Origin of the sequence: Amycolatopsis sp. QT-25 (assembly GCF_029369745.1) — a bacterium.
GTDB lineage: Bacteria > Actinomycetota > Actinomycetes > Mycobacteriales > Pseudonocardiaceae > Amycolatopsis.
The window spans coordinates 7317351-7330313 of the sequence record NZ_CP120210.1 but is presented as its reverse complement, the minus strand read 5'-3'; the positions used below and the strand labels follow the sequence as shown (position 1 = coordinate 7330313).

At 68.8% G+C, this 12963-nt stretch carries 13 protein-coding genes; 6 read left to right on the top strand and 7 right to left on the bottom strand.

All coding sequences use genetic code 11. The annotated features are described in order from the left end of the window. Window positions 1-72 precede the first annotated feature (72 nt). From P3102_RS34325 to P3102_RS34305, 5 genes are all read right to left on the bottom strand, one after another. Entirely contained in the window at window positions 73-468 is a 396-nt protein-coding gene (locus tag P3102_RS34325; RefSeq protein ID WP_276364810.1) for a PPOX class F420-dependent oxidoreductase, read from the bottom strand. A 22-nt stretch (window positions 469-490) separates the two neighbouring features. After that, window positions 491-886, bottom strand: a complete 396-nt coding sequence (locus tag P3102_RS34320) for a PPOX class F420-dependent oxidoreductase (RefSeq protein WP_276364809.1) — start codon at window positions 884-886, stop codon at window positions 491-493. Window positions 887-914: 28 nt separating this feature from the next. Further along, window positions 915-1385, bottom strand: coding sequence for a 2-C-methyl-D-erythritol 2,4-cyclodiphosphate synthase (gene ispF, locus P3102_RS34315; protein WP_276364808.1), 471 nt, complete (start codon window positions 1383-1385; stop codon window positions 915-917). Further along, complete coding sequence (locus tag P3102_RS34310; RefSeq protein WP_276371479.1) at window positions 1382-2014, bottom strand: 2-C-methyl-D-erythritol 4-phosphate cytidylyltransferase; 633 nt, start codon at window positions 2012-2014, stop codon at window positions 1382-1384. The genes ispF and P3102_RS34310 overlap by 4 nt, the downstream gene beginning before the upstream one ends. Before the next feature lie 74 nt (window positions 2015-2088). Continuing rightward, the gene (locus P3102_RS34305; RefSeq protein WP_005165253.1) at window positions 2089-2580 is read right to left on the bottom strand and encodes a CarD family transcriptional regulator; all 492 of its coding nucleotides are present in this window, start codon (window positions 2578-2580) and stop codon (window positions 2089-2091) included. A 297-nt stretch (window positions 2581-2877) separates the two neighbouring features. Between P3102_RS34305 and P3102_RS34300 the strand changes: the two genes are divergently transcribed. The 6 genes from P3102_RS34300 to P3102_RS34275 all read left to right on the top strand — a co-directional run bounded on the left by P3102_RS34300 (window position 2878) and on the right by P3102_RS34275 (window position 8794). Then, entirely contained in the window at window positions 2878-3609 is a 732-nt protein-coding gene (locus P3102_RS34300; RefSeq protein ID WP_276364807.1) for a hypothetical protein, read from the top strand. A 148-nt stretch (window positions 3610-3757) separates the two neighbouring features. Then, entirely contained in the window at window positions 3758-5116 is a 1359-nt protein-coding gene (radA, locus tag P3102_RS34295) for a DNA repair protein RadA (RefSeq protein ID WP_276364806.1), read from the top strand. A 455-nt stretch (window positions 5117-5571) separates the two neighbouring features. Further along, window positions 5572-6237 carry a C39 family peptidase gene (locus P3102_RS34290; protein WP_276364805.1) on the top strand — a complete coding sequence of 222 codons (666 nt, stop codon included), beginning with the start codon at window positions 5572-5574 and terminating at the stop codon, window positions 6235-6237. Between the two features lie 109 nt (window positions 6238-6346). Continuing rightward, a complete protein-coding gene (locus P3102_RS34285) occupies window positions 6347-7303 on the top strand; it encodes a glycoside hydrolase family 6 protein (protein WP_276364804.1) in 957 nt (318 codons plus the stop codon). A gap of 165 nt (window positions 7304-7468) precedes the next feature. After that, window positions 7469-8521 carry an exo-alpha-sialidase gene (locus tag P3102_RS34280; protein ID WP_276364803.1) on the top strand — a complete coding sequence of 351 codons (1053 nt, stop codon included), beginning with the start codon at window positions 7469-7471 and terminating at the stop codon, window positions 8519-8521. After that, the gene (locus P3102_RS34275) at window positions 8522-8794 is read left to right on the top strand and encodes a MoaD/ThiS family protein (protein ID WP_276364802.1); all 273 of its coding nucleotides are present in this window, start codon (window positions 8522-8524) and stop codon (window positions 8792-8794) included. Window positions 8795-8870: 76 nt separating this feature from the next. On the opposite strand, the gene otsB is transcribed toward P3102_RS34275, so the two are convergent. Beyond that, on the bottom strand, window positions 8871-11399 hold the full coding sequence (otsB, locus tag P3102_RS34270; protein WP_276364801.1) for a trehalose-phosphatase: 2529 nt from the start codon (window positions 11397-11399) through the stop codon (window positions 8871-8873). A 52-nt stretch (window positions 11400-11451) separates the two neighbouring features. Next, window positions 11452-12894, bottom strand: coding sequence for a trehalose-6-phosphate synthase (locus tag P3102_RS34265; RefSeq protein ID WP_276364800.1), 1443 nt, complete (start codon window positions 12892-12894; stop codon window positions 11452-11454). Between the last annotated feature and the right edge of the window lie 69 nt (window positions 12895-12963).

Here is a 12963-nt window from a genome sequence, read left to right as displayed (position 1 = left end):
CCGCCCCTCGCGTGTGACAGGAAAGGCCCCTTCATCGCAAATTTTGCGATGAAGGGGCCTTTCAGCTCAGCTTCAGGCGGCGTTGCCGGTGATCCTGGTGGGCGTGATCCGGACCAGCACGCGGACGACGTCCGCCGGCTCCTCCGGGTAGTCCTCGCCGAGGTACTTGTGCGAGAGCTCGTTGATCAGCTCGCGCCCGCCTTCGTCGGTCATCTCCACGGTCCCGCGGATCTCGACGTAGTCGTACGGGTTTTCCTGATCGAAGACGGAGACGGACACGCGCGGGTCCCTGGCCATGTTCCGCTCCTTGAGACGGCCGCGGACGGTCGCGAAGACCACCGTGTCGCCGTCCCGCTTCGCCCACAGCACGGACGTCTGCGCGGAGCCGTCGGCGTTGATGGTCGCCAGCACCGGGAAGTTGTTGCCGTCGAGGAGCTTCTTGGTCGCGTCGTTGAAGGTCACACCCATGTCCGAATCCTAATCGGCCCGGTCACCGGACGTTCCCGGCGATCCGTTCCACCCGGAGGCGGACGATCACCCGTTCGACCTCGTCGCCTTCGGGTGGCGGGTCCTGGCCGAGGTACTTGTGGCTGAGCACCTTCGGCAGCGTCTTCTCCGGGTCCGGAGTGATCGTGACCGTGCCGCGCAGTTGCGTGTGCCGGTACGGGTTCTCCGCGTCGGTGATCGACACGCTCGCGCGAGGGTCGCGACGGAGGTTTCGCACCTTCAGCCTGTCTTCGGTGGCGCTGAAGATCAGCTCGCCGTCGTCGAGGCCCACCCAGATGACCGAGGTCTGCGGACCGCCGTCGGCGTCCAGCGTGGCCACGGTCGCGAAGTTATTGCCGTTCACCAGTTCACGGACCGGTTCGGGAAGTGTGACTGCCATGACAGCCCGAACCGGTTCCCGGTGGCGGCTATTCCTGCGAGGGCAGGAGCAGTGCCGTCGCGAACGCCGCGATGCCCTCACCGCGTCCGGTCAGGCCGAGTCCGTCGGTCGTCGTGCCGGAGACGCTCACCGGCCCGCCGACGGCCTCGCTCAACACCTTCTGCGCCTCTTCGCGGCGCTTCCCGACGCGTGGCGCGTTGCCCACGATCTGGACGGTCGCGTTCCCGACGGTCCAGCCGCCCGCTTCGACCAGGCGCCGAGCCTCCGCGAGGAACTCGACACCGTGCTTGCCCGCCCACCGCGGATCGCCGGTGCCGAACACCGCGCCGAGATCACCGAGCCCGGCGGCGGACAGCAGCGCGTCGCACAACGCGTGCGCCGCGACGTCACCGTCGGAATGCCCCGCGCAGCCGTCGACACCGGGCCAGCGCAGCCCGGCGATCCAGCATTCGCGGCCCGCCTCGACGGGGTGGACGTCGACGCCGTTGCCGATCCTCACAGGATTTCCTCTTTCCCGGCCACCGCGATCGCTTCGGCCAGTTTCAGTTCGAACCCGTTGGTGACGCGCATCGCGTCGGGATGTCCGGCGACGGTGTGGGCGCCCTCGAGAGACGGCTTGTCGACATACGAGAGAAAAGTCTCACGTGTGAAGCCGAGCGGGGTTTGGGCCGTGCGCAGGGATGCGCGATCCGCCGTGGCGGTGATCACCTTCGCCGCGTCGGTCACCTTCACGGTGTCCGCCATCGGAAGTACGGGGACCACGCATGGCGAACCGGCACGGACCGCGTCCACGACGGCACGGACGGTGTCCGCGGGAGTGAACGCACGCAAAGCGTCGTGCACGAGAAAGACGGGGTTTCCGAAGATTTCGTTTTCGACGGTGTCGAAAGCATGCTTGAGCGACGAGCCGGGTACTATCCGGCAACGCTTCTCGAAGCCGCTCAAAGCGGCCGAAAACGAATCAGCACACCGCTCGGGGGCCGCCACGACCACCAGATCGAGATCCGGCAGCGCGAGCAGCCCCCGCACGGTGTGCGTGAGTAACGCCTCACCATCGACCGGCGCGAGAGCGAGCTCCGCGTCGGAGGCATGGTGTCTGACGACAGTGACGAACACGATCGTGTTCATATGGACGGTGCTCATATGTGCGCGATCGTAGAGGTATCCCTCGCAGCCTCACCTGGCGTGGGACACCCGCCGGTTCAGACTGCCGCGGTTTCCAGAACTTCGTCGAGGAGGACTTCAGCCTTGTCCTCGTCGGTGCCCTCCGCGAGCGCCAGCTCGCTGACCAGAATTTGCCGCGCCTTCGCCAGCATGCGCTTCTCGCCGGCTGAAAGTCCGCGGTCCTTCTCTCGCCGCCAGAGGTCGCGCACCACTTCGGCCACCTTGTTCACATCGCCGGAGGCGAGCTTCTCGAGGTTGGCCTTGTACCGACGAGACCAGTTCGTGGGCTCTTCGGTGTGCGGAGCACGCAGAACGTCGAAAACCTTGTCCAGTCCTTCTTGCCCGACGACATCACGAACACCGACGATCTCGGCGTTGTCAGCGGGCACGCGAACCGTAAGATCCCCTTGCGCGACTTTGAGGACGAGGTACTTCTTCTCCTCGCCCTTGATCACGCGGGTCTCGATGGCTTCGATGAGTGCGGCACCGTGGTGCGGGTAGACGACGGTCTCTCCGACCTTGAAAACCATGTGTCCTCTGCCCCTTTCGCTGAATTCATCTTAGCACGTGCCGACGAGGCCCACCTAGCGGCCCGCGATCGTCGTCGCAGGTCAGCGGCCTGACGGTGGTCCGCCCGGGGGTTGACAAATCCAATTCGCCCATGCTCACGCTGGTGAGAAGCGAACGATTTCCAAATCCTTTGTGGACGGTTGATCTTGGGCACGTCACCGCATTGGTGGCGTGTCAACACGCACCGGGTTCTCCGGTCGCGAAGCCGCCCGGCTAGTCTTCGCGGTGAAGAGGCCGTGAGATGGAAGGACTCCGACGTGAGGCTGCAGAATCGTCGCGTGTTCGGCGCAGGTGTGCTGGCGCTCGGCGCCGCGCTCGTGCTCGCCGGCTGCGGTGCTGGTCAGATCACCCAGACCGACTCGCAGCAGCCCGCGGTCAACGGGACGTACGCGCAGGCGAAGGACCTGGTGCTGCGGAACGCCGCGCTCCAGTTCCCCGCCGAGGGGCAGGCGTACCCGGCCGGTGCCGCCGTGCCGCTGACGCTGACCATCGTGAACCAGGGCAAGCAGGACGACGAGCTCGTCTCGGTGTCCTCCGAAGCCGCCACGGGTGACGCCAAGATCACCGGGGCCAAGGTCGTCGTCTCGAGCCACGCGCTCGTGATCGGCCCGCCCGAAGGCGGCACCGCGGCCGAACCGGCCGAGTCGGCCAAGGAGGTCGCTCCGACGAGCGCCCCGCCGTCTTCCGGCGCGCCGTCGTCCTCGGGTGCCCCGTCGAGCAGTCAGTCCGGGGCCCCGTCGTCGAGTGCCGCCGGGACGGTCACCCCGTCCGCGGGCCCGGAGACGACCAACGCGCCGGATCAGGTGGGCAAGGCCACGATCGTGCTGCAGGGGCTGAAGCAGCCGGTGTGGGCGGGCCAGACGATCAAGGTCACCTTCGTCTTCAAGAACTCCGGTCCGGTCACGCTGGACCTGCCGGTCGCGGCGCCGTCGCACCCGGGCAGCCGGGCACCCGCGCCCGAGAAGGAAGCCAAGGGCGGCGGGCACTGAAGTTTTCCAGAAGTACCTGAAGGCCCCCTTCCTCGCTCCATCCATGCCCCCGCCGGCGCGCGCGGTATCGGATCGAGTACAGGAAGGGGGCCTTCGGGTGCTTGCGTCGTTGCCGGGGTTTGTCGGTGGGGGCCGCTAGCCTCGCGGGGTGGTCAAGAAAGGCAGTACCTACCGCTGCGGCGAATGCGGGTACGAGGCGCCGAAGTGGGTCGGGCGTTGCCCGGAATGCCAGGCGTGGGGAACGCTCGAAGAACGCGGCGACGCCCGCCCCGCGATAGCCAGGGTCGCGGCGGGCGCGCCCAGTGCCCCGGCGCGTCCGATCGGCGAGGTCGACGTCGAGACGGCACGGGCCAGGCCCACCGGCGTCTCCGAACTGGATCGCGTGCTCGGCGGCGGATTCGTGCCGGGCGCGGTGATCCTGCTCGCCGGCGAGCCCGGTGTCGGCAAGTCGACCCTGCTGCTGGAGGTCGCCTACCAATGGGCGGCCACCGCGGGCCGCGCGCTGTACGTCACCGGTGAGGAGTCGGCCGGGCAGGTGCGCCTGCGTGCCGAGCGCACCGGCAACGTCCACGACGAGATGTTCCTCGCGGCCGAAAGCGATCTCTCCGCGATCCTCGGCCACGTCGACGCGGTCAAGCCGGGGGTGCTCATCGTCGACTCGGTCCAGACCATGGCCTCGCCTCAGGTGGAGGGCGCGCCGGGCGGGGTCACGCAGGTCCGCGCGGTCACCGCCGGGCTGGTCGCGCTCGCCAAGGAGCGCGGGCTGCCGATCGTGCTGGTCGGTCACGTCACGAAGGACGGTTCGGTCGCCGGGCCGCGCGTGCTGGAGCACCTGGTCGACGTCGTCCTGCAGTTCGAGGGCGACAAGCATTCGACACTGCGGATGCTGCGCGGGATCAAGAACCGGTTCGGCGCCGCCGACGAGATCGGCTGCTTCGAACTGGTCGAGGAAGGCATCGTCGGCGTGCCCGACCCGTCGGGGTTGTTCCTCAGCCACACGGCGGAGCCGGTCGCGGGCACCGCGGTCACGGTGACGATGGAGGGCAAGCGGCCGCTGCTGGGCGAGGTGCAGGCGCTGGTGTCGGCGACCCAGTCACCGCAGCCGCGGCGCGCGGTGAGCGGTCTCGATTCGGCACGGGTCGCGATGGTGCTGGCCGTGGTCGAGAAACGGGCGAACGTCAAGGTCGGCGACAAGGACGTCTACGTGGCGACGGTCGGCGGCATGAAGATCACCGAACCCGGGATCGACCTCGCGGTGGTGCTGGCCCTGATCTCCTCGGCGAGGGACACCCCGCTCTCGCCCCAACTCGTCGCGATGGGCGAGGTCGGGTTGTCGGGCGAGGTCCGGCGGGTGCCGAGCGTCGGGCGGCGGCTCGCGGAGGCCGCCCGGCTCGGCTTCACCCACGCCCTGGTGCCGCCGGACTCCGGCAAGATCCCGCCGGGAATCCGGGTGCTGGAGGTCTCGGACGTCGGAAGCGCGCTCAACGCCGCCAAGCACGCGCGCTAGCGAGGCTCGGGGACCACCACCGAGATCGTCGTCGAACAGGGTCAGCCCCGGCCAGCCCTCGTCCTGGCCGCTGGGCCGGACGGCGCGGTTCCCGACGACGGCCGCCGTCGCGCTGTCGACGACGAAAGTGCGGGGCCGGTCCGGCAACGCGACCGTGAAGGACACCGCGGGCCGTCCACCGGGAGTTGCCACGCTCTCCACGGCGACGCCGGGCATCCTCGCGAGTGCTTGGCACAGCGCCACTCGCGGCGCGCCGAGATCCTGGGAAGACCGGAGGACGTTTCTCCTCACCTGCACGGTCGCTATTGCCCGATGAGCCCCCGAACGTTCATTCGACCCTACTTTCGTCGTGGGCCGATCAGGGGCGGCGCAGGTGAGGCCGCAGACAAAAGCAATGTGACCGGCGATCCTGTTCACTATTCACCGTTCAAACGGGAAACTGGGGAAGGATTGTCATGCGTCGACTCAGGACCGCGGTCGTCGCCGCGCTCGCGGTGTCCGCACTGATCACCGCTCCGGCGGTGGCCGTCGCTCAAAGTGAGAACGTCGTACCCGCGCCCGACTTCGTGCAGTCGATGGCGCCGCCCGCCAAGGTCGAAGGGGTCAAGGCGGCCGCGGAGCTCAACATCCAGTACCAGATCCAGCAGACCGGGTACTGGTGCGGCCCGGCCGCCACCCGGATCGCCATCTCGGCGAAGAACGGCAACCCGCCGAGCCAGCAGCAGCTCGCGAACGAGCTGCCGACCACCACCAACGGCACCGACTGGATCGGCCAGGTCACCCGCGTGCTCAACAACCACGTCGCCGGTGGCTGGTACGAGACCAAGGAGATGCCGAACGACCCGCCGACCCAGGCGCAGCGCGATCTCCTGTGGCGCGACATCGTGCTGGACGTCGACAGGGGCTACGCGCTCGTCGCGAACATCGTCGCCCCGGCGGACAACCACCCGCCGGGTTACCCGAACTACACGATCTACCACTACTTCACGATCATCGGCTACAACAGCGGCAACATGACGGTGAAGATCGCCGACCCGGCCAACTTCGGCGGCAACCAGATCTACTGGCTCACCTTCAACCAGCTCGCCACCCTGATCCCGCCGAAGGGCTACTCGGCCTGACCCCTTTTCGCCATTGGGCACCTGCTTGCGATGCTCGCGCACCGCAAGCAGGTGTCCAATGGCGTGCGTTTGTACGAATCTTGTACGGGAAAGCTCGAAGCTGGCGTCTATGCGCATCAAGACGCTCGGTTTGCTGGCCGCTTCGTTGCTGGCCCTCATCGCCGCGCCGGCTCAGGCCGCAGACGGCAACCCCCTTGAGAAGACCAACGGCTTCTACGTCGACCCGAACTCCAACCCCGCCGTCTGGGTGAAGAACCATCCGGGCAGCACCGCCGACAAGATCAAGGCCGCCATCGCCACCAAGGCGGGCGCGCGCTGGTTCGGCAACTGGAGCGGGAACGTCAAGACCGCCGTCGACACCTACACCTACGCCGCCGACGTCGCGGACAAGCTGCCGATCCTGGTCGCCTACAACATTCCCGGCCGTGACTGCGGTGGTCACTCCGGTGGCGGCGCGGGCAGCCCGGAGGCGTACCGCACCTGGATCTCGAACTTCGCCGCCGGCATCGGCGGCAAGCCCGCGGTCGTCGTCATCGAGCCGGACGCGCTCGCGCAGGTCGACTGCCTGCCGGCCGGTGAGCGCCAGACCCGCTTCGACCTGCTCAAGTACGCAGCGGAGCAGTTCGCCACGAAGGCCCCGAACACCTGGGCGTACATGGACGGCGGCAACTCGACCTGGATTCCGGCCGCGACCATGGCCGACCGGCTCAACGCCGTCGGCGTGAAGTCGATCCGCGGTCTCGCGATCAACGTGTCGAACTACAAGACCACCACCGATTCGGCGAACTACGGCAAGGCCGTCAGCGCCGCGCTGTCGAGCAAGTACGGCTACACCAAGCCGTTCGTGATCGACACGAGCCGCAACGGCAACGGCCCGCTGGGCTCCGAGTGGTGCAACCCGGCCGGGCGCAAGCTCGGGGCGACCTCGCAGACCGGCGGCGGTGCCGAGATGCTGCTGTGGGTCAAGGTGCCCGGTGACTCCGACGGCAAGTGCGGGATCGCGCCGAACGTCGAAGCCGGCCAGTTCAGTCCCGATCTGGCCCTGCGCCTGATCAACGGCAGCTGACCGCTCCCGAAACCCGTCGCGCCGGCTGCTCGTCTGTGACTTTCGTTCCCCGAGAAGGCGAAGGCCACGACCCCTTGGACAGCAGCCGGCGCGACGCCTGCGCGCGCTTCTGGTAGTACGGTGCGAGGTGACCTGAGTCACAGCACCTACCGAGGAGGCGGCGTCGTGGAGTTCCAGCTGGGGATCGGCACCAGGAAAGGCCTGTTCCTCGCCCGCAGCGAGGACAGGGAGAGCTGGGAACTGTCCACACCGAAGTTCCCGATGGAGGCCGTGCGGGCCGTGGCGCTGACACCGTCCAAGGTCTACGCCGCCGCGGTCAACGAACACTTCGGCCCCACGATCGCGACGTCCGGCGACTTCGGCGAGACCTGGTCCGAACCCGAGCACGCCCCGGTGGCCTTCCCCGGGGACACGGAGACGGCGCTCGAAGGCATCTGGCAGATCGTCGTCGCCGGTGACGTCGTCTACGCGGGTGTCGAACCGTCCGCGCTGTTCCGGTCCGAAGACGGCGGCGAAACCTTCGAGCTCGTCCGCGGCCTGTGGGACCACGAGCACCGTCCACACTGGACTCCCGGTGGTGGTGGCCAGATGATCCACACGATCCTGCCGCATCCCGTGGACCCCGGCCGGATCACCGTCGCCATGTCGACGGGCGGGGTCTATCGCACCGAGGACGGCGGCAAGAGCTGGACGGCGGCCAACCGCGGGATCAGCGCGGGATTCCTGCCCGGTGAGGAGCCCGAATTCGGGCAGTGCGTGCACAAGGTCGCGATGCATCCCTCGCGCCCCGAGCGGTTCTTCCTGCAGAACCACGGCGGTGTCTACCGCAGCGACGACGACGCGAAGACGTGGAAATCCATCGCCGACGGTCTGCCGAACGACTTCGGCTTCGCCATGGTCGTGCATCCGTCCGAACCGGACACCGTCTACAACTTCCCTTTGGTGGCCGACGTACTCCGCTTCCCGCCGGGGGGCCGCTGCCGCGTCTACCGCAGCGAGGACGCGGGCGAGACCTGGACGGGACTCGGGAACGGCTTGCCGGACAAGGGTTTCTACGCGGGTGTGCTGCGCGACGGGATGTGCGTCGACGCGCGGGGTGGTGTCTACTTCGGCACTCGGTCCGGTGAAGTGTGGGCCAGTCCCGACGAAGGCGGCACCTGGCGCCAGGTGGCCGCGCATCTGCCGGACGTGCTGTGCGTGCGGGCCCAGGTGGTCTAGGTGGTCCGGGTCCTGCTGCCCGCGATGCTGCGGCCGCTCGCGGGTGGCGCGGGCACGCTGGAGGTCGACGCGCCGACGCTCGACGCGGTCTTGGACTCGCTCGGCGTCGAGCACCCGGGGCTGGAACGCCGTCTGCGCGACGAGACCGGCGCGCTGCGTCGCTACGTGAACTTCTACGTGGACGGTGAGGAATGCCGTCGGCTCGACGGCGCCAAGACCTCCCTCGCCGACGCGAAGGAGGTCCAGATCATCCCGTCCGTCGCCGGCGGCTGAACCCCGCCATTCGGCACCTGCTTGCGGTTCTTGCGTGTGCAACTAGCGCAAGCAGGTGCCGAATTGCGTGGGTCGGTCAGCGGGAAAGCAGGTTCGCGCAGCGGATCAGCCCGATGTGCGAGTACGCCTGCGGGTGGTTGCCCAGCGAGCGTTCCGCGATCGGGTCGAACTGCTCGGGCAGCAGGCCGGTGGGGCCCGCGGCGTCGACGATCTGCGTGAACAGCTCCTCGGCCTCGGTGCGCCGCCCGGTGAGCAGGTACGCCTCGATGAGCCAGGCCGCGCAGATGTGGAAACCGCCCTCGCCGCCGGGAAGGCCGTCGTCGCGGCGGTAACGGTACACAGTGGACCCACTGCGCAGTTCCGCCTCGATCGCGGTCACCGTGGACTGGAAGCGCGGGTCGGCCGGATCGAGCAGCCCGGTCAGCCCGACGAACAGCGAAGCGGCGTCCAGGTCTGTGCCGTCGTATGCGGTGGTGAAGGCCTGGACCTCTTCGTTCCAGCCCTTGTCCAGCACGTCCGAGGCGATCTCGTCCCGCAGCGAAGGCCACGCGCCCGGCACCACCCGGCCGTACACCTCGCCCAGCTTGATCGCCCTGTCGATGGTCACCCAGCACATCACCCGCGAGTACACCCGGTGGCGCGGCACGTGCCGCTCCTCCCAGATGCCGTGGTCCGGCTCGTTCCAGCGCCGCGTGACGGCCTCGGCCATCGCGCGCACCATCTGCCAGTCCTCGTCGCGGAGTTCGCCGCGCGCCTCCGCCAGCGTCTGCACGAGTTCGACGACCGGGCCGAACACGTCCAGCTGGACCTGGTGATTCGCCAGGTTGCCGACGCGGACCGGCCGCGAACCGGCGTAGCCCGGCAGCGATTCGATGACCGCTTCGGCGCCGATCACGCTGCCCGCCAAGGTGTACAGCGGGTGCAGCCGTTCCGGACCGGCCAAAGTGGACAGCACACCGTGCAGCCAGCGGAGGTAGCCTTCGGCCTCGTCGGTCGAGCCGAGGTGGACCAGTTCGCGCACGGTCATGGCCGCGTCGCGGATCCAGCAGTAGCGGTAGTCCCAGTTGCGGACGCCGCCGATCTCCTCCGGCAGTGAGGACGTCGCCGCCGCGAGCACACCGCCGGTATCGGTGTTGACCAGGCCGCGCAGGGTCAGCGCCGAGCGGCCGACGAGTTCGGTCTGGACACTGGGCAGTTTGAGCGTCTGCGCCCAGGTGCTCCAGTAGTCGCCCGCCCGCGACCGTCGCTCCACTTCGGACAGTTCGTGCGCGCCGAGATCCGACGTGCCGCACCGGAGTTCGAGCACCACCGGGCTCTCCGGGGAGGGCGTGACGAGTGCCGTGGCGGTGTCGTTCATCCCGTCGGAGGTGATCTCCCACGCCACACCCGGCGAACGCAGCGCGAACGGTTCCGAGGTGCCCTGCACCAGGATCCCGTCCTCGTTGGCGACCAGTTTCACCGGCACGCCACCGAATTCGGGACGCGGCGCGAACACGATCTCCGCCGCCGCCTCGCCGGAGACCACCCGGACGAGATCCGTGCGGTGCGCGGGGCTCTCCGGTTCGAGGTAGTCGGTGACGAGCAGCCGCGACCAGCGGGTCTCGACCGTCATCGTGTTCGGCAGGTAGCGCTGTCCGAGCGGCAGGCCGTTGCGGTGCGGTTTGATCGAGAAGTGACCGGCGCCGGCGCCACCGAGGAGATCCGCGAAGATCGCGGGCGCGTCGGGGCCGGGGTGGCACAGCCAGGTCAGCCGGGCGTCCGGCGTGACCAGCGCGACCGACCGTTCGTTGGCCAGCATGGAAAGCCGCTCGATCGGCGGTGCCTGCTCGCCGTAGAGCCAGTTGCGCCGCTCTTCGAGAAGGAACGCGAGCGCCATCGCGACGTCGACGGTGTCCGGGACGCGGTATTGCGCGAGGCTTTCCCCGTCGCCGACCTTCACACCGAGGTCCGGGCCGGAGATCCGGGCGAACGCCTTCTCGTCGGTGACGTCGTCGCCGAGGAAGACCGCCGCCGTCGCGCCGACCTGGTGACGCAGGGTGTCCAGCGCGCGGCCCTTGTCCGTCTGGACGACCGCGAGCTCGACGACCTCCTTGCCGTCGGTCGTGGACACGCCCTCCCACTGCGAGGGGCCGGTGTGGACGTCGCGCAGGACCCGGCGGCCCGCCTCGTGCTCGGCGCGGCGGACGTGCACCGCGATGCTCGCGGGCTTGACTTCGAGCGACACCCCGGGCACGTCGAGCACCAGGTTCTCCAGCTCGGCCTCGAGCCGCCTGTGGAGCTCACGGGCCTTGTCGTCGAGCGCGTGGATGAAGCCGATGTCGAACTCGGATCCGTGGCTGCCGACCAGGTTCACCTCGGCCGGAAGACGGGACAGGGTGGCGAGATCGCGCAGCGCGCGGCCGGAGATGACCGCGGTGGTCGTCTCGTGCAGGCCGGCCAGCGACCTGAGCGCGCCCACCGATTCGGGCAGCGGCCGGGCTTCGTCCGGGTTGGCCGTGATCGGGGCCAGCGTGCCGTCGTAGTCGCAGGCGACCAGCAGCCGCGGGGTCCGCGCGACCTGGACAATCGCGCGCCGCAACTCGGCGGGCAGTGCCTCGGCGGTCAACGATTTCTCCTCGGGAACTATGCGGGGGGAGGGGCGGTTGTACGAATACTGCCTAGTCGGCCGGTTCGGCACCGAGCGCTTGGAGGAACGAACGCGCCCAGCGGTCGACATCGTGCGTGAGGACCTGACGACGCATGGCGCGCATACGGCGGCGTCCCTCTGCGGGGTCGAGCGTAATGGCAGTCTCCAAGGCGTTCTTCACCCCGTCCAGGTCATGGGGGTTGACCAGGAGCGCACTGGTCAGCTCCGCCGCGGCGCCGGCGAACTCCGAAAGCACGAGCGCGCCGCCCAGGTCGTGGCGGCAGGCGACGTACTCCTTGCAGACGAGGTTCATCCCGTCACGCAGGGGAGTGACCACCATGACGTCGGCCGCCGAGAAGAACGCGGCCAGCTCCGTCCGGTTCACGGACTGATGCAGATAGTGCACGACCGGATGACCCACGCGGGCGAATTCGCCGTTGATCCGTCCGACCATCTGCTCGATGTCGCCGCGCATCCGCTGGTAGTGCTCGACACGCTCGCGGCTCGGCGTGGCCAGTTGGACGAACGTGACGTCCTCCGGCCGGACGCGGCCTTCGTGCAGCAGCTCGTGGAACGCCTGCAACCGCAGGTCGATGCCCTTCGTGTAGTCGAGCCTGTCGACGCCGAGCAAAACCGTCTTCGGATTGCCCAGATCGCGGCGCACCTGGGCGGCGCGTTCGGCGACGCCCTTGGTCTTGGCGAGTTTGTCGAGGCCGATGGCGTCGATGGAGATCGGGAACGCGCCGACCCGCACCGTGCGGTCGCCGACCTGCATCAGGCCGGGGCGGGTGCGGATGCCGACCGCGCCGCGGCTGGACTCGAGACCGGCGAGCTGCCGCGCCAGCCAGAGGAAGTTCTGCGCGCCACCCGGCCGGTGGAAGCCGACGAGGTCGGCCCCGACCAGGCCGCGGACGATCTCGGTCCGCCACGGCATCTGCATGAACAACTCGACCGGGGGAAACGGGATGTGCAGGAAGAAGCCGATCCGCAGGTCGGGCCGGAGTTCGCGGAGCATCGCCGGGACCAGCTGCAACTGGTAGTCCTGGATCCACACGGTCGCGCCCTCGGCGGCGACCTTCGCGCTCGCCTCGGCGAAGCGCCGGTTCACCCGGACGTAGGACTCCCACCAGCTCCGGTCGAACACCGGCCTGGCCACCACGTCGTGGTACAGCGGCCAAAGCGTCGCGTTGGAGAAGCCTTCGTAATAGTCGCGGACGTCGTCCGACGTCAGGGAGACCGGATGGAGGACCAAACCGTCGTCGTCGAACTCCTCCACCTCGACGTCGGGCACGCCGGGCCAACCGACCCAGGCGCCCTTGCGGGAGCGCAGGAACGGTTCGAGCGCCGACACCAACCCGCCGGGGCTCGCCGTCCAACGCCTGCTCCCGTCGGCGGTCCGTTCGAGGTCCACCGGAAGCCTGTTCGCCACCACCACGAACTCCGCGGAGGCCGTTCTGCCCGTCACTTCGTCCACCAGCCGCTCCCTCGGTTCGCGGGTCGCTGCCCTAAGCGGAAACCCTATCGCGTGAGGAGACCGCGGCCT